Raw genomic sequence first — 15,548 nt, 5'->3', positions numbered from 1 at the left:
ATCCCAGTAGGTTAACTACTGTTTTTTATAGATTTTTATAATGATTTTCAAAAGTACATATTTTTAGGCTCAGTAGCTCAGTCGGTAGAGCAGATTGCTCACCTCCATGAATATGCTACTGCGGCAATCTGCGAGAAAGAACGAAAGTTCTTTTGAGCAAAGGACTTGTGAAATATAGGATTAGGTAATTATCTTCAATTAGGCTCAGTAGCTCAGTCGGTAGAGCAAAGGACTGAAAATCCTTGTGTCGGCGGTTCGATTCCGTCCTGAGCCATTATTCAATTTAGAACTCTCTTAGTCTTCTAGATGGAGGGGTAGCGAAGTGGCTAAACGCGGCGGACTGTAAATCCGCTCCCTCAGGGTTCGGCGGTTCGAATCCGTCCCCCTCCACCATAATGGCGGTTGTGGCGAAGTGGTTAACGCACCTGATTGTGGTTCAGGCATCCGTGGGTTCGATTCCCATCAGTCGCCCCATTTATTTTAGTAAAATGGGTTAACACTCTAATAGTTAGGCAGCATAGCCAAGTGGTAAGGCAGAGGTCTGCAAAACCTTTATCCCCGGTTCAAATCCGGGTGTTGCCTCCAATTTTTTAAAATGCGGGTGTAGTTTACTGGTAAAACCTCAGCCTTCCAAGCTGATGTAGTGGGTTCGATTCCCATCACCCGCTCCAAATTGGGCCTATAGCTCAGCTGGTTAGAGCGCACGCCTGATAAGCGTGAGGTCGATGGTTCGAGTCCATTTAGGCCCACCATATTAAATTAATCTTTTATTATTCCGCAGTAGCTCAGTGGTAGAGCTATCGGCTGTTAACCGATCGGTCGTAGGTTCGAGTCCTACCTGCGGAGCTATTTTTTCACTTATTGACATTCAACTAATATCAACCATCTTTAAAAAAGTAATTATTTTTTAGAGGTGGTTTTTTATTTTGGCCGTTTCCGCTTAGTTTGTTGCTTTTCTCTAAAAAGACCTATTAATCTATTTATTTTTATGGTTTCGCAAAGAAATTAACCGTTTTCGCAAATAAACTAACTACTTTCGCAAAGAAACTACCCACTTTCGCAAAGAAATTATCCATTTTCGCAAATAAACTCTCGCTTACCACAAATTAGTTAACTTTTTGAGTTGATTTTGGAGATTGGGACGCATTTTTTGCAGTTTCTGTTGAATCTAGAGTGATTTGAAATTACTTATTACATATTTTTAAGAACTTACTACATAATTTGGGGACTTACTACATATTCTCGTACACTTACTACATATTTTATAAAACTTACGACATTTGCTTGATACTAGAGAACGAGAAAACCACCCTCGCCGTAGAGCGAAAAGGTGGTTCACATAAAGAAATATTCAAGTGCCTAATATCTAGCCTAGTAAATGCCAGGAGAACCTTCCTAGTAGACCTTCTATGGTTCTTTTTACGAAAATCCTCCACCGAATATAAGCGCCGCAAATACGAATATTAATATGATTAAGGCTATATAACCTATTGTGCTGATAATCGTGATAATCCAACCGATAAGCTTTCGATTTGTTCTTATTAAATATATTCCTAAAACTACAGGTCCAAAAAAGAAACCGAGGATTCCCCAAAGGACAGGGCTTTTGCCATGCTTACGAGAATCAATAACTAAATAAATTGTGATGATTATATTTAAAACTAATCCAAAAAAACCTTCCAAAAAAAACTCCCCTTACACAAATGTATTCTTACAAATAATTATACCAGAAAATTCAAGCTCCATAGGATGATTTTATAAAAAGAGCATTAATAAGAGGTCAACCGCAAATAAATCCTCTGTTTTCGCAAATTAAAGCCCGAATATTAGGCCCGTTTGTAGAATAATAGAAGTTTGAAAGAAAATCATCTGATCTTGTAGGAACTTGGGATATTTCCTGCGGAATTATCAAGCGCAGCTCGACAATCTTCACACTAAATTTTCAGGGAGAATTTTTATCCGTCAGTACTTGCAATTATTTCAACCAAACGTTTAATTAGTATAGCCTATCTGGTATTTAGTCGAAAGAGTGTCGAAAGCAGTTTTTCTCCAATTTTTTGTTCATCTTTCAACAATTTTTTGGAGGAGGAGAAAGGACGGATTCATATATACCAAGGGTTGGGACTAGTTTAATCAAACGTTTAATTAATAATGAAAATGGGTGATATTTGTCAATTTTCTACCCACAATTCCATACCTACAGGCTTTTAACATAAACTTAGTTTATTGGATATACAAACATAGGGCAAGGTGTTATAATAAGTTTGCATTCGTTGTGATTCCTTATGTAAGGAACAATCATATTGAGTAAAGTTCGTTGAGGAAATACCGATAAATTGAATCCGCTTACATCATACTTCGAATCAGTTACATAAGCACTGGGTGATGGAAGCAGCCAAGTATGGGGGAACACGTCCTCAATTAACTTAATATTTGGAAAGTAGGGGGAGAAATTGAATAAGTTTTTCAATGCACATCATTCACCAATCGGGGCATTTTCAAGTTTTACGCTTGGATTTTTTGGAGACGGTGGCGGATTGGATTTAGAACTTGGCCGCTCACCAAGGAAAAATGTTTATGTCGGGGTTGAATCTTTAGAACGTGAAGGAATTTACGATGCACTTCCTTTCTTTGATTCAGCAGATGATGAAAGTAAGCGCTATGATATTGAAAATATGGATCCAGACCCAGATAAACCACGTATTATCTTCCCTTACTCGAAGGATGAAATCGAGCGTAATTTTCAATTAGGAACGGATTCTTGGAGTGCTGGCGATTTAACGTTTACGATCTACAGTCAAGCTCAATCTGTTCCAGACCCAGCTTCTGCAGCAGACGAAGATTTGAAGAAGATATTAATCCCCGCTGTTTGGGCCGAGTTAACCATTGATAACACGCAAGGAACCAAGAGCCGACGGGCATTTTTTGGATATCAAGGCAGTGATCCATACAGTTCGATGCGCCGTTTAGATGATACTTGTCAGGCAATATCAGGTGTGGGACAAGGCCGTTTAACCGCAATAACTACCAATGATCCTGAAGTGAAATCAGCCTTGCACTTTAGTTTGGAAAATATATTAACCACGCCATTTGAAGAGAACTGGGCATTTGGTTTAGGACCTATTGGTGCCCTTATTATGGATGTTCCGGCAGGCCAAAAGAGGACGTATAAATTTGCTGTCTGTTTCCATCGCGGCGGTTACGTTACTGCTGGAATGGATGCTTCTTACTATTACACAAGATATTTTCCGAATATCGAAACTGTAGCTGCCTTTGCATTGAAGCATTTTGATGAGTTTGCCAGTCGTGCCAAGCAAGCTAATAGTTTGGTAAGTGATGCGGAATTATCCGAAGATCAAAAGTTTATGATGATTCATTCGATTCGAAGCTATTATGGATGCACACAATTACTGGATGCGGACGGCGCTCCTTTCTGGGTAGTGAATGAAGGCGAATACCGAATGATGAACACGTTTGACTTAACGGTTGACCAACTTTTCTTTGAATTAAAAATGAATCCATGGACCGTCAAAAATGAATTAGACATGTTTGTCAGCCGCTTTAGCTATGATGATCAAGTCCGGTTTCCGGGGGATGAGACAGAATATCCAGGAGGAATCAGTTTTACACATGATATGGGAGTGGCGAATACTGTTTCTAGACCGCACTATTCCTCCTATGAGCTGTACGGTTTAGATGGATGTTTCTCACATATGACTTACGAGCAGCTAGTAAACTGGGTGTTATGCGCGTCCGTTTATGTGGAACAGACAGGAGACCAGCAGTGGTTAAAAGCTAATTTAGATGTGTTCGTTCGCTGCTTTGAGAGTATGTTAAATCGTGATCATCCTGAAAAAGATAAGCGTGATGGGATTATGGGACTCGATTCAACACGTGTAATGGGCGGGGCTGAGATTACGACGTATGATAGTTTAGATGTTTCGCTTGGTCAGGCAAGAAATAATATTTATGTAGCTGGCAAGACATGGGCTTCGTATGTAGCATTAGAAAAGCTCTTTAGAGAAAATGGTCGAGGAGATCTCTCGAAAGAGGCCGGGGAGCAAGCGGAAAAATGTGCAGCAACGATTGTCTCTCATGTTACTCCTGGCGGATATATTCCGGCTGTTATCAAAGAAGGAAATGATTCGAAAATTATCCCTGCCATTGAGGGGTTAATTTTTCCATATTATACAAACAATCAAGAAGCTTTAGATCCAGATGGCCGTTTTGGATCCTATATACAAGTGTTAAAAGGGCATTTAGAAACTGTTTTAACGGAAGGAGTTTGCTTGTTTGAAGATGGCGGGTGGAAAATTTCGTCTACTAGCAATAACTCTTGGTTAAGTAAGATTTACTTAAGTCAGTTTATTGCCCGTGAGATCCTTGGCTGGGAGTGGGATGAACAAGGGGCTAAGGCAGATGCAGCCCATGTTACATGGCTGACACATCCAACCTTATCTGTTTGGAGCTGGAGCGATCAAATTATTTCTGGTGAAATTGCTGGAAGTAAGTACTATCCGCGTGGAGTCACTAGTATCTTATGGCTTGAAGAGAGTAAAAAATCGGTACCCTTAGATAAAGCGGCACAACAGGCTTAATTAAGAATCAAAGGCTGTCTGTATTCATACGGACAGCTTCTGGTTACCTATCAAAATATTAATAAATATACTTAGTTTATCGTATAGACAAACTAAGTATACGGTGCTATACTTTGTTATATAAAGGTTACATAGTAAGAGATTTAAGTAATACATTGTAAGCATTTACATTGTTAATCCGAAACTATAAAACTACTAGGAGGAATAATCCCATGGCTTATTTCGAAACCGTTAACAAAATCCAATTTGAAGGCGCTTCATCAAAAAATCCTTTAGCATTTAAGTATTATAATCCGGAAGAATTAATAAACGGCAAAACAATGGAAGAAATTCTTCGTTTCTCAGTGGCTTACTGGCACACATTTACGGCTGATGGTACAGATCCATTTGGTGTAGGTACAGCTATCCGTCCTTGGAATCATTTGCAAGGATTAGATTTAGCCAAAGCTCGTGTGGAAGCTGCCTTTGAACTTTTTGAAAAATTAAATGTTCCTTTCTTTGCTTTCCACGATGTTGACATTGCTCCTGAAGGAAGCACATTAAAGGAAACAAATGAAAATCAAGACGTCATTGTGGCGATGATTAAAGAATATATGAAAACAAGTAAGACAAAATTACTTTGGAACACTGCTAATATGTTTACTAATCCAAGATATGTTCATGGTGCAGCTACTTCTCCTAATGCAGATGTATTTGCTTATTCTGCAGCTAAAGTGAAAAAAGCTTTAGAAGTAGCAAAAGAACTGGGTGCTGAAAACTATGTATTCTGGGGCGGCCGTGAAGGATATGAAACACTTCTTAACACGGACATGAAGTTAGAACAGGACAACTTAGCACGCTTCTTCCACATGGCAGTAGACTATTCAAAAGAAATTGGTTTGAACGTTCCATTCTTAATTGAGCCAAAACCAAAAGAGCCAACGAAACACCAATATGATTTCGATGTGGCAACTGGTCTTGCCTTCTTACAAAAATATGATCTAACAGACTACTTCAAGTTTAATATCGAAGCGAACCACGCTACTTTAGCTGGTCATACATTTGAACATGAGTTAAGAACGGCACGTATTAACGGAATGCTTGGTTCAGTTGATGCAAACCAAGGGGATACATTGCTTGGATGGGATACTGATGAATTCCCGACTGACTTGTATTCTAACACATTAGCAATGTATGAAATTTTGAAAAATGGCGGTTTAGGTAAAGGCGGATTGAACTTCGATGCAAAAGTAAGAAGAGGATCATTCGAATCTGAGGATCTTTTCCATGCACATATCGCTGGTATGGATGCATTCGCTATTGGCTTAAAAGTTGCGAATAAGTTAATTGAAGATAAAGTCCTTGATGGTTTTATTGAAGATCGCTACAGCAGCTATTCAAACGGAATTGGCCTAGAGATCACAGAAGGAAGAACAAACTTCCGTGAACTTGAAGCTTATGCCCTTCAATTAACAGAAATTAAAAATACTTCAGGCAGAACCGAACGCCTTAAAGCTTTAGTGAATCAATATTTACTAGAAACACTTTCAAGCGTGACTGTTTAATTACTAAATAATATAACCAAGAAAAATGTGCTGGCAGTATATTACTCCAGCACATTTTTTCCAGCAATAAAGGGCAGTAACATCCTGCCATGTTAGAATTTCGAAGGAAGAAAAGTAGGATTAGCTTCCTTAATTGCCCGATTAGTTCAACTATGTGGGGTGAAAAGAATCCCACTGATTGAAGTTTCACTTTATTGAAAGGGATGATACATATGAAATACGTAATAGGTGTTGACCTCGGAACTAGCGCTGTTAAGATTTTACTTGTTAATCAAAATGGTGAAGTGTGTAATGAAGTATCTAAATCATATCCGCTTATTATTGAAAAATCAGGTTACAGTGAACAAAACCCGGAAGAATGGGTGGAAAAAACCACGGCTGGACTAGCTGAACTAATCGAGCAATTTGCTGGAGACGTAAACGATATTGAGGGGATCAGCTTCTCCGGGCAGATGCATGGCCTTGTTTTATTAGATGAAAACAAGCAAGTATTAAGAAATGCTATTTTGTGGAATGACACGAGAACTACGAAACAATGTCAGGAAATCTACAACGTTGTTGGCAAACAGTGTTTATTAGAGGTTACGAAAAACCCGGCGTTAGAGGGATTTACCTTGCCAAAAATTCTCTGGGTCAAAGAGCAGGAACCACAAATTTTTGATCAGGCTAGTGTTTTTCTGCTTCCAAAGGATTATCTCCGTTACCGAATGACAGGAAATATTCACATGGAGTACTCTGATGCCGCAGGAACCTTATTGCTAAATGTAGCCAAGCGTGAATGGAGCCATGAAATTTTAGAACTATTTGGTCTTTCGTCTGAATTCTGTCCGCCGTTAGTAGAGTCTCATTCGTTTGTTGGGCCAGTGACGGCTGAATTTGCTGAAGCAACTGGATTATCGGAAGCGACAAAAGTATTTGCGGGTGGTGCGGACAATGCCTGCGGTGCTATTGGATCAGGGATTCTTTCTGAAGGAAAAACCTTATGCAGTATTGGTACCTCTGGTGTCGTTCTTTCCTATGAAGAAAGAAACGACCTAGATTTTGAAGGAAAGGTTCACTACTTTAATCACAGTGAAGAGAATGCTTACTATACCATGGGTGTGACCTTGGCAGCAGGTTATAGTCTAAGTTGGTTTAAAGATACGTTTGCTAAGGATGAAGCGTTTGACCAGTTTTTAGCAGATGTGGATGAAGTGCCTGCAGGCAGTAACGGATTATTATTCACCCCGTATCTAGTGGGAGAGAGAACTCCGCATGCCGATTCGAATATTCGTTCAAGCTTTATTGGCGTGGATGCGGCTCATGAGCGGAAGCACTTTGCACGAGCTGTCCTAGAGGGTATTACCTTCTCCCTAAACGAATCGATTGAGATTTTTAGAAACAGCGGCAAAACCATTGACTCGATTATCTCCATCGGCGGTGGGGCTAAGAACGAAACATGGCTGCAGATGCAGGCGGATATTTTCAATGCAAAAATTGAAAAGCTAACAAGTGAACAAGGACCTGGAATGGGTGCAGCAATGTTAGCGGCCTATGGCTGTGAATGGTATCCATCACTGAAAGAATGTGCACAAGTATTTATTCAAACCTCAAAAACCTATCTTCCGATTCAGGAAAACGTCGAAGCGTATAAGAAACTACTTACAATCTATCAACAAGTTTATGCACAAACAAAGGAATTGAACGAGCAATTAAGAGAATTTAGAAAGTAACTTCATTTCGACAAATACAAAAAGAAGCCACAAGTTGTCCTAACTTGGCGGCTTCAATTTATATACGCGATCATAAAAACTACTGGGGAAGGGTTATTCAGATGAAAGTTATTCGTGAAAGTTTTGGTCAAATTGACCATCAGACGGTCACTAAGTTTACTTTGATTAATGATCATGGCGTAGAAGTTACCGCGATCAATTATGGCTGTATTATTACGAAAATAGTGACTCCCGATAAAAATGGACATTACGAAAATATTGTCCTTGGACATGATTCATTAAACGATTATGTTCAGGATCCTTATTTCCTCGGTGCCGTGGTAGGAAGGGTAGGCGGACGAATTAGAGGGGGTTCTTTTGAACTGGATGGGGAAACGTACACTCTCGCGAAAAACAACGGTCACAACCATCTGCATGGAGGTAATATGGGTTTTAACAAGGTCGTTTGGGATGCAGAAGTCGTTGAAGATGGAGTACGTTTTTCCTATCTCAGTCCCGATGGGGAAGAAGGATACCCTGGAAATTTACACATTCAGGTGACTTATACTCTAGATAACCATAACGAGTTGAAAATTCAATATGAGGCTCAAACAGATAAGAAAACATTGCTGACCGCCACCAACCACTCTTATTTTAATTTGAGCGGTGACCTAAAAAGGGATATATTAGCGCATACGTTAAAAATAAAGAGTGATAGATTTTTAGAGCTTGATCATGAGTTTATTCCAACGGGTGATTTTGTTGAAGTGAAAGATACGCCATTTGATTTTCGAAGTGAAAGCATCATAGAGGCTGGAACCTCATCGGCTCATCCCCAAAACGTCTTAGTAGGAGACGGCTACGACCACCCATTTCTATTAAACACAAATCATGATCATGAAATTGTTTTAAAGGATCCTGAAAGTGGACGTATCCTAACGATTGAAACGGATGAGGCTGGCGTTGTCGTCTATTCCGGTAACTCTTTAGAATCAGAAGGCGATTTCCTGGGAGTGCCATCTAGAAAATACCTAGGTATTTGCTTGGAGACTCAGGCCTTACCGGATGCAATCCATCATTCTCATTTTCCATCCACCATTTTAGATAAAGAACAGCGGTATTCTTCCGTAACCATATATAAGTTTGGGATCGAAAAGAAATAAACAAAAGGAGCAAATCACATGAATTATCGCGAACTAGGTAATACAGGAATGATGATCAGTGAAGTTAGTTTTGGAACATGGGCAATCGGCGGTTCCTGGGGCAAGACCAATGACACAGAAGCACTGAAATCCTTGGAATATGCGATGGAGCAGGGTGTTAACTTTTTTGATACGGCCGATGTATATGGTGACGGCCATAGTGAAGAATTATTGGCCAAAGCAACAAAAGGCAAGGAAGACCAGATTTATATTGCTACAAAGTTCTGCCGTCAGGGCGACATTTTTAACCCGAATAATTACAGCTATGAAACAGTAAGTCCTTATTGTGAAGACAGTCTCCGCCGCTTAAACAGAGAAGCGATTGATTTATATCAGATACATTGTCCGGCAACTGAGATTTTGCAAGATGGACAAGTATTTGAGGTGCTCGACCGCTTGCAGCGTGAAGGAAAAATCCGCCATTACGGGGTTAGTGTCGAAACCGTTGAAGAAGGTCTTCTTTGTTTGGAACATCCAAATGTAAAGAGCCTGCAAATCATCTTTAATCTGTTCCGGCAAAAGCCATTAGAAAAATTACTGCCGGAGGCTTATCAAAAAGGGGTCGGACTGCTCGTTAGATTACCGCTCGCCAGTGGCCTGCTTACTGGTAAATTTACCACTGACCATGTGTTTGAAGCCGATGATCACCGCCGTTTTAATGAAAATGGAGAGGCTTTTAATGTTGGGGAAACATTTGCCGGTCTTGGATTCCGAAAGGGTGTAGAGTTAGCTGACCAGTTAAAGTGGATGGCAGAAGGACGCAAATCTATGGCGAGTGCGGCACTCCGCTGGATTTTGGATCAAAAGGAAATCACTTGTATTATCCCTGGTTTTAAAAATGTTAAACAAGTCGAGGATAATCTTGCCGCACTGGCTACAAAACCATTCTCAGCAGAAGAACAGCAAGCGGTAGAGCGCTTTTATCAGGAATCAGTAAAGGATTTTATTAGAGGACCTTATTAAGTCTCTCAAAATGAAGATCAAATGGAGTGAATCCCATTGGGTGGAAAAAGTTTAATTAGCGAGGTACCTATGTCTCAAAAGGCGGTTGCGATTACCTTCGATGATGGGCCTAATCCCATCTACACACCACAACTGTTAGAAATTTTTTCAGAAGCAAGCGGGAAAGCCACCTTTTTTATGATTGGTGAGCAAATAAGTGCGGCTTCTGCCCTCGTTCAAAAAGTAGCGGTGCTCGGTCATGAAATAGGCAATCACACCTACACCCACCCAAAGTTATCAGAGTTAAACCGAGAAGGCTGCCTAGAGGAAATCGAACGAACGGAGAGATTAATTGAAGATTTGATTGGACGAAAGCCCGTTGTCTTTCGACCTCCTTACCTTGATTATAACGAAGACACAATTTCGGTTATACGGCAAAAAGGGTATCCAATGATTGGAGCGGTTAATCTGGAGGCGCAGGACTGGGAAATGCCCGGGGTCGATCATATCTTAACAAAATCAAGAGACTGTGTGGAAAATGGCCGTATTTTCATTTTTCATGATGGGTACGGGGACCGCTCACAAACCATCGAGGCGGTTCGGAGGCTTGTGTCCGAATTAACATCCGAAGGCTACAAACTAGTAACTGTTAGCGAACTATTAAACCTATCTGAACAAGAGTAAAAAAAAGTGGAAGCACTAGTCCAGTCGTGCGCTAAACGGACGCTTCCACTTTTTGTGCTTCCTTTTGCTTCTTTTCTATTTTTTGAAAAGCGAGATAGCAGGCTGCCATTATGATCGCTGCTGTGCTGCTCGCGCCGAAGAAAAATAACAGTCCAGGTAATACCGACATAACATAAATGGCGGCTGCCACTCCAATCAGCATGACAAGATTGGAAATTGGATTAACTAGCATGATGAAGAAAGCATTTTTAAACAGTTGAATAAATGTAACGTTATAGTGAACGTACACTGGGAAGATGTAAAAAACGGTCATGATAATCGCCAAAATCAAAAGGTATAACGGAATATGTGTTAGTTGAAGGAAATTACTATGATCGATTTTCATATAAGACAAATCGATAAAAATAAGACCTGTCAATAATGCTAAAACAATCCCTAATCCATTACTTCTCAGAAACTCCTTTTTAAAGGTAGCCCAGAAGGTTTGAAACACGGGTATGTCACTTTCTCCCATCATCCATTTGCGCAAAACCGTAAACATAGCCACAGTCGCAGGAGATAATCCCAAGAACACTAATCCAAGGAGAGAAAAGCCAATCCATAATAAATTAACATAGGCAAATTTGGTTATCCACTCGGTAAGGGTAAAAAGACCTCTCATTGAACGTTTATTCATATATAATTTCCCTTCATTAATTACGATTACATTTAATTATAGACGATGGAACTATTATTGAACATGGTTAACTTTTGGGACTTTTTTGATATTTTAAAATAATGTTAACGGTTTCAAGAAAATACGTTATAGTAGATAAAAACTAACCTCTACAATCGAAGGGCGATTAATCTATGTTCTCAAGATTACATAAATGGAATACGTTACGAAATCAAATTTTAGTAGTTTTTTTAGTGGTTATGGCCATTGTTTTATTGATTGTTGGCATTTTAACTTTTAAGCAGGTTTCCACTCTGCTCAAAAATAACGCCGAAAAACAAATTAACCAGACTGCCGTTGAGGCAAATGGCCGCTTAGAAACTCTGTATAAACAAATTAGCACGGCCACTAAACTGGTCATGACGAATGATAACATTCAAAGAGTCTTAACCAAAGGATATGAAGGAAAACCTGTTAGTTTTGCGGAGCGGCAACAATTAAAGGGAATTGTGAATACGATTCAAGCGAATACGGATGGGATTTTTTCTTTTGAACTTTATACCAATGATATGATCCGTTTACTTCCCTTAGATGATACGAATTTAACCACGAGAATTGATGGGAAGTGGATTAACCAGGCTAATGAAGCGAATGGCCGATTGGTTTGGATTGGTGATGATCCCCGTAACTCCGATAATATATTAGCGTTAAGACGGGTTAATTTAATCGGTCGGGATTACGCTAAGGGCGGTTATCTTCTCATTAGTGCCTATAGAAATTATTTTCAGTTTGCTAACCAAAATGAGATCCAGAATACGAATCAGTATTCTATTTTAGTAGATAAAGATTTCAAACCGATTCTATCCAACTACCATAAATCAATCGAACCCATCCTAAATAATGATCAACCTACTATTTCATTGGATAAGCAGGATTATATGGTGACAAAACAAACTTCTAGTGCCACCGGGTGGACATTCATCATTTTAACTCCGATTCATGCGCTTACAGAGGGAATTAGTGTACTCAGAATGGGAATTATTATTTCTGGAATTATTGGATTTATTATCTTTTTTATCAGTTCGTTATTTCTATCCACTTTTATTACCAGACCCATTATTAAATTGACGGAAACCATGCAGCAGGCAAGCGCTGGCTCTTTAGCCATGAACCCCAGTGTGACAACGGTAAATGAAATAAATGAATTAAATAGTACCTATAATCAACTCGTTAAAGAAACGAATCATCTGATCAATATGGTATTCCAAAAGGAACTGACCCGCAGTAGGAGCGAGTTAAAAGCACTTCAAGCGCAAATTAATCCGCATTTTCTTTTTAATACCTTAGATGCCCTGAGATGGTCGCTTGAGGATAAAGATGAGGAAGAGTTGGCTGAGCTTGTCGTTGCCATGTCTAACTTATTCCGTTATACGATTACTAAACAAACTGATGGGGATTGGGTAACGATTAAAGAAGAAATTCAACATATTGAAGACTATATGGAAATTATTAAAATGCGCTTCGGTGATCATTTAAAATGGAATCTAACCATGCCTCCTTCGTTCACGCAGGTTAAAATCCCAAAATTGTTGATCCAGCCGTTAGTAGAAAATGCTGTCCTGCATGGAGCAGGGAATACGTTGAAGCCCTGTACGATTTCTGTTTCTATTCAACCTGCAACGGATAAGGAGTACCTGCAAATTTCTGTAGAAGACGATGGTCCGGGGATGAATCAGGAAAAATTAGATTCTATTAAACAGGCGATGCAATCAGGAGAGGGTATCTCGATTAAAAAAGGCAAGGGGATGGCTATTTCCAATGTCCATAAACGCCTGGAATTATATTATCAGGATCGTTTAAAAAGTGGACTTGCCATTATGAGTGAAGAAAACATAGGGACAACCGTTTCTTTTGTCATACCAGTGAATGGGGAGGAAGAGCGATGTTGAATACAAAGACCATTTTGATTGTGGATGATGAACCAAGAACCCGCCAAGGGCTAAAGAAAACATTGGACATTTGGGCAAATGGGAAGTACCAAATAGATACAGCCTCGAATGGGGAAGAAGCGATTGAACTGATGCAGCAACAGAAAGTTCATATCCTTATCACAGACATCCGAATGCCGGAAATCACCGGTTTACAATTATTAAAAATGGCAAAAGCACAAAATATCTATCCCGTCATCATTGTCATTTCAGCCTACTCTGAGTTTGAATATGCCCAGGAGGCTCTTCGTTTAGGCGTGATTAACTATTTACTAAAACCGATCAGCAAGAAAGTATTCATTGAGGCCGTCGAGGATGCCGTTCAAGCGGTTGAAAAACAAGAGCGGGCCGGAGTGATTGAAAAAGTAGTAGATAAGAAGCTTGTCGAAGCAAATACGCAAAACCCTTCGAATCGTGTACCAATCAGAGAAGCCATCGATTATATTAACAATCATTTAAAGAATGAGTTAACGCAGAAAGAAGTAGCAGATCATGTTCATTTAAACCCAAGTTATCTAAGTGTCTTATTTAAAGAACATGTCAAACTCACTTTCAGTGAATATGTAACGAGAAGGAGAATCCAACGGGCGAAGGAATTGTTGATCTCTACTAATCTGCCAATTAACGATATCGCAGAAGAATCAGGATATAAAACGGCTAAATATTTTATTAAGATATTTAAAGAATTAGAAGGGATGACACCTAGTGCCTACCGTAAAATCAATAATGAAAGGGCTTTCTAAAAAAAGTAGTATTTTATCTAATCGTTGTGACCTATTTCTCAGAACAATCTGAATGTAGACTATAAGTGTAGGGAAAATCAGATAAGGTCATAGGGGGAATTATATTGTTTAAAAAGAAAACGGTTTCAGTTCTGATGTCTTTAATCATGCTTGTCTCTCTAGCACTTGTAGGTTGTTCTTCCTCAAGCTCTTCTGAGGAAAGCAGCGCAGACGGTAAAAAAGTTATCAAATTCATGCACTTGTGGCCGGAAGGCAGTTCTAATGCTCAGTTTTCAATTGTAAAAGACATCATTGGTGAATACGAAAAGGAACATAAAGATATCAAAATTGAAACAGAAATCCTCAACCCTGATCAGTACAGAGAAAAGCTTAAAGTTTTAGCGTCTTCTAATGAGTTACCTGATATTGGTATGACTTGGTCCGATGGATTCATTAAGCCTTACGTTGAAGGTGATATGTTAGCGCCATTAGACGATGTCGTGGAAGGAAATGCAGATCTGAAGGATGCTTTTATCCCTGGGGTAAAAGAATCGTATGCTGTTGATGGCAAAACATATGGTTTGCCATTAGAATTAAACATTTCCTACGTTTTCTACAACAAAGAAATTTTCAAAAAATATAACCTTGAAGTTCCAAAAACATTTGAAGAGTATAAACATGTTGTGAAAACATTAGCAGATAATGGGGTTGTCCCAGCTACGGTAGGAGCTAAAGATGGCTGGCCAGCTTCCTTTTGGTTTATGTATCTTGCAGACCGTATCGGCGGACCAACAATTTTAACAGATGTGATCCATGGAAAAGCAAAAATGGACGACCCAGCCATTGTTAAAGCAGCGGAAGAAGTTCAAAACCTTGTCGATATGGGCGGTTTTGTAAAAGGTTCCAGTGCCTTATCTAATGATGATGCCAAAGGTTACTTTATGAATGAAAAAGCGGCGATGTTCTTAACCGCTACTTGGGAATTACCAAACTATACAACAAGCCCTGATGTTAAACAAGAATTCAAAGATAAGATCGGCTATTTCAAGTTCCCAACTTATGAAGGCGGGAAAGGTACGGATATCAACAGTTATGTCGGCGGTCCTGGTGTAGGTTTATTCGTGGCGAAAGATTCAAAAGTTCAAAAAGAAGCAAAAGATTTCGTTGGATTCTTGGTTAAAAAGTGGGGAGAAAAATCTGTGACCGATGCCGGTGTTATTCCTGCAACGAAAGTAGACACAGCTAACTTAGACCTTTCTCCAATGTACATTGATATCTTGAAAGATTTGAGTGAAGCATCTAATGTTACCACCTATTTTGATACTCAATCTAGCCCGGCTGTATCCGAATTACACCATGATTTAGTTACGGCTCTATTTGGAAAACAAATTACGCCGAAGGATTTTGTTAAGCAGCATGCGGATGAACTTGCTAAGGAACAAAAGTAATCCAGCGTAATTCATTCTTTTATGTGATAGAGGGCATAGATCATATGCCCTCTATGATTTTATCAGACCAATTT

Annotated in this window: 11 protein-coding genes and 7 tRNA genes; 16 read left to right on the top strand and 2 right to left on the bottom strand. The window is 39.4% G+C overall.

All coding sequences use genetic code 11. The features are described 5' to 3' along the window. Window positions 1-201: 201 nt before the first annotated feature. The 7 genes from ACJ004_RS16905 (at window position 202) to ACJ004_RS16875 (ending at window position 846) form a co-directional block, all read left to right on the top strand. A tRNA-Phe gene (locus ACJ004_RS16905) sits at window positions 202-274 on the top strand. Window positions 275-308: 34 nt separating this feature from the next. Then, window positions 309-393, top strand: a tRNA-Tyr gene (locus ACJ004_RS16900). A 5-nt stretch (window positions 394-398) separates the two neighbouring features. Then, window positions 399-474: transfer RNA gene (locus tag ACJ004_RS16895), tRNA-His, on the top strand. 37 nt (window positions 475-511) lie between these two features. Further along, window positions 512-585, top strand: a tRNA-Cys gene (locus ACJ004_RS16890). 12 nt (window positions 586-597) lie between these two features. After that, window positions 598-671, top strand: a tRNA-Gly gene (locus tag ACJ004_RS16885). A 4-nt stretch (window positions 672-675) separates the two neighbouring features. After that, window positions 676-752, top strand: a tRNA-Ile gene (locus tag ACJ004_RS16880). A gap of 22 nt (window positions 753-774) precedes the next feature. Beyond that, window positions 775-846: transfer RNA gene (locus ACJ004_RS16875), tRNA-Asn, on the top strand. A 573-nt stretch (window positions 847-1,419) separates the two neighbouring features. Here the strand turns inward: ACJ004_RS16875 and ACJ004_RS16870 are convergent. Further along, a complete protein-coding gene (locus ACJ004_RS16870) occupies window positions 1,420-1,683 on the bottom strand; it encodes a hypothetical protein (protein ID WP_410894316.1) in 264 nt (87 codons plus the stop codon). A 770-nt stretch (window positions 1,684-2,453) separates the two neighbouring features. Between ACJ004_RS16870 and ACJ004_RS16865 the strand changes: the two genes are divergently transcribed. The 6 genes from ACJ004_RS16865 to ACJ004_RS16840 all read left to right on the top strand — a co-directional run bounded on the left by ACJ004_RS16865 (window position 2,454) and on the right by ACJ004_RS16840 (window position 10,661). After that, window positions 2,454-4,598 carry a glycoside hydrolase family 52 protein gene (locus ACJ004_RS16865; RefSeq protein ID WP_410894314.1) on the top strand — a complete coding sequence of 715 codons (2,145 nt, stop codon included), beginning with the start codon at window positions 2,454-2,456 and terminating at the stop codon, window positions 4,596-4,598. A 212-nt stretch (window positions 4,599-4,810) separates the two neighbouring features. Continuing rightward, window positions 4,811-6,142, top strand: a complete 1,332-nt coding sequence (gene xylA / locus ACJ004_RS16860) for a xylose isomerase (protein WP_410894312.1) — start codon at window positions 4,811-4,813, stop codon at window positions 6,140-6,142. Between the two features lie 212 nt (window positions 6,143-6,354). Next, a complete protein-coding gene (gene xylB, locus ACJ004_RS16855; RefSeq protein WP_410894311.1) occupies window positions 6,355-7,854 on the top strand; it encodes a xylulokinase in 1,500 nt (499 codons plus the stop codon). A 101-nt stretch (window positions 7,855-7,955) separates the two neighbouring features. Continuing rightward, on the top strand, window positions 7,956-8,996 hold the full coding sequence (locus tag ACJ004_RS16850; RefSeq protein ID WP_410894309.1) for an aldose epimerase family protein: 1,041 nt from the start codon (window positions 7,956-7,958) through the stop codon (window positions 8,994-8,996). 18 nt (window positions 8,997-9,014) lie between these two features. Further along, window positions 9,015-9,998 (top strand): aldo/keto reductase, encoded by a 984-nt coding sequence (locus ACJ004_RS16845; protein ID WP_410894308.1) that lies wholly within the window; start codon window positions 9,015-9,017, stop codon window positions 9,996-9,998. 69 nt (window positions 9,999-10,067) lie between these two features. Continuing rightward, complete coding sequence (locus ACJ004_RS16840) at window positions 10,068-10,661, top strand: polysaccharide deacetylase family protein (RefSeq protein ID WP_410894328.1); 594 nt, start codon at window positions 10,068-10,070, stop codon at window positions 10,659-10,661. A gap of 31 nt (window positions 10,662-10,692) precedes the next feature. Here ACJ004_RS16840 and ACJ004_RS16835 read toward each other — a convergent pair whose 3' ends face one another. Beyond that, window positions 10,693-11,337 (bottom strand): YesL family protein, encoded by a 645-nt coding sequence (locus ACJ004_RS16835; RefSeq protein ID WP_410894306.1) that lies wholly within the window; start codon window positions 11,335-11,337, stop codon window positions 10,693-10,695. 173 nt (window positions 11,338-11,510) lie between these two features. On the opposite strand from ACJ004_RS16835, the gene ACJ004_RS16830 reads away from it, so the two are divergent. The 3 genes from ACJ004_RS16830 to ACJ004_RS16820 all read left to right on the top strand — a co-directional run bounded on the left by ACJ004_RS16830 (window position 11,511) and on the right by ACJ004_RS16820 (window position 15,474). Continuing rightward, the gene (locus tag ACJ004_RS16830; RefSeq protein WP_410894304.1) at window positions 11,511-13,265 is read left to right on the top strand and encodes a sensor histidine kinase; all 1,755 of its coding nucleotides are present in this window, start codon (window positions 11,511-11,513) and stop codon (window positions 13,263-13,265) included. After that, window positions 13,259-14,047: a response regulator transcription factor gene (locus ACJ004_RS16825; protein ID WP_410894302.1), complete on the top strand. Its 789-nt coding sequence runs from the start codon at window positions 13,259-13,261 to the stop codon at window positions 14,045-14,047. The genes ACJ004_RS16830 and ACJ004_RS16825 overlap by 7 nt, the downstream gene beginning before the upstream one ends. A gap of 134 nt (window positions 14,048-14,181) precedes the next feature. Further along, window positions 14,182-15,474 (top strand): extracellular solute-binding protein, encoded by a 1,293-nt coding sequence (locus tag ACJ004_RS16820; RefSeq protein ID WP_410894327.1) that lies wholly within the window; start codon window positions 14,182-14,184, stop codon window positions 15,472-15,474. The last annotated feature ends 74 nt before the right edge of the window (window positions 15,475-15,548 follow it).

This window comes from Neobacillus sp. 204 (genome assembly GCF_046562815.1).
Lineage (GTDB): Bacteria > Bacillota > Bacilli > Bacillales > Cytobacillaceae > Neobacillus.
The sequence above is the reverse complement of the archived record's forward strand: the minus strand, read 5'-3'. Positions and strand labels throughout refer to the sequence as shown.

What these genes read in the sequence shown, in the direction of transcription:
- xylB (WP_410894311.1), top strand. Translation starts at nt 6,355, where the DNA reads ATGAAATACGTAATAGGTGTTGACCTCGGAACTAGCGCTGTTAAGATT.
- ACJ004_RS16835 (WP_410894306.1), bottom strand. Translation starts at nt 11,337, where the DNA reads ATGAATAAACGTTCAATGAGAGGTCTTTTTACCCTTACCGAGTGGATA.
- ACJ004_RS16820 (WP_410894327.1), top strand. Translation starts at nt 14,182, where the DNA reads ATGTCTTTAATCATGCTTGTCTCTCTAGCACTTGTAGGTTGTTCTTCC.
- ACJ004_RS16840 (WP_410894328.1), top strand. Translation starts at nt 10,068, where the DNA reads ATGTCTCAAAAGGCGGTTGCGATTACCTTCGATGATGGGCCTAATCCC.
- ACJ004_RS16825 (WP_410894302.1), top strand. Translation starts at nt 13,259, where the DNA reads ATGTTGAATACAAAGACCATTTTGATTGTGGATGATGAACCAAGAACC.
- ACJ004_RS16845 (WP_410894308.1), top strand. Translation starts at nt 9,015, where the DNA reads ATGAATTATCGCGAACTAGGTAATACAGGAATGATGATCAGTGAAGTT.
- ACJ004_RS16850 (WP_410894309.1), top strand. Translation starts at nt 7,956, where the DNA reads ATGAAAGTTATTCGTGAAAGTTTTGGTCAAATTGACCATCAGACGGTC.
- ACJ004_RS16830 (WP_410894304.1), top strand. Translation starts at nt 11,511, where the DNA reads ATGTTCTCAAGATTACATAAATGGAATACGTTACGAAATCAAATTTTA.
- xylA (WP_410894312.1), top strand. Translation starts at nt 4,811, where the DNA reads ATGGCTTATTTCGAAACCGTTAACAAAATCCAATTTGAAGGCGCTTCA.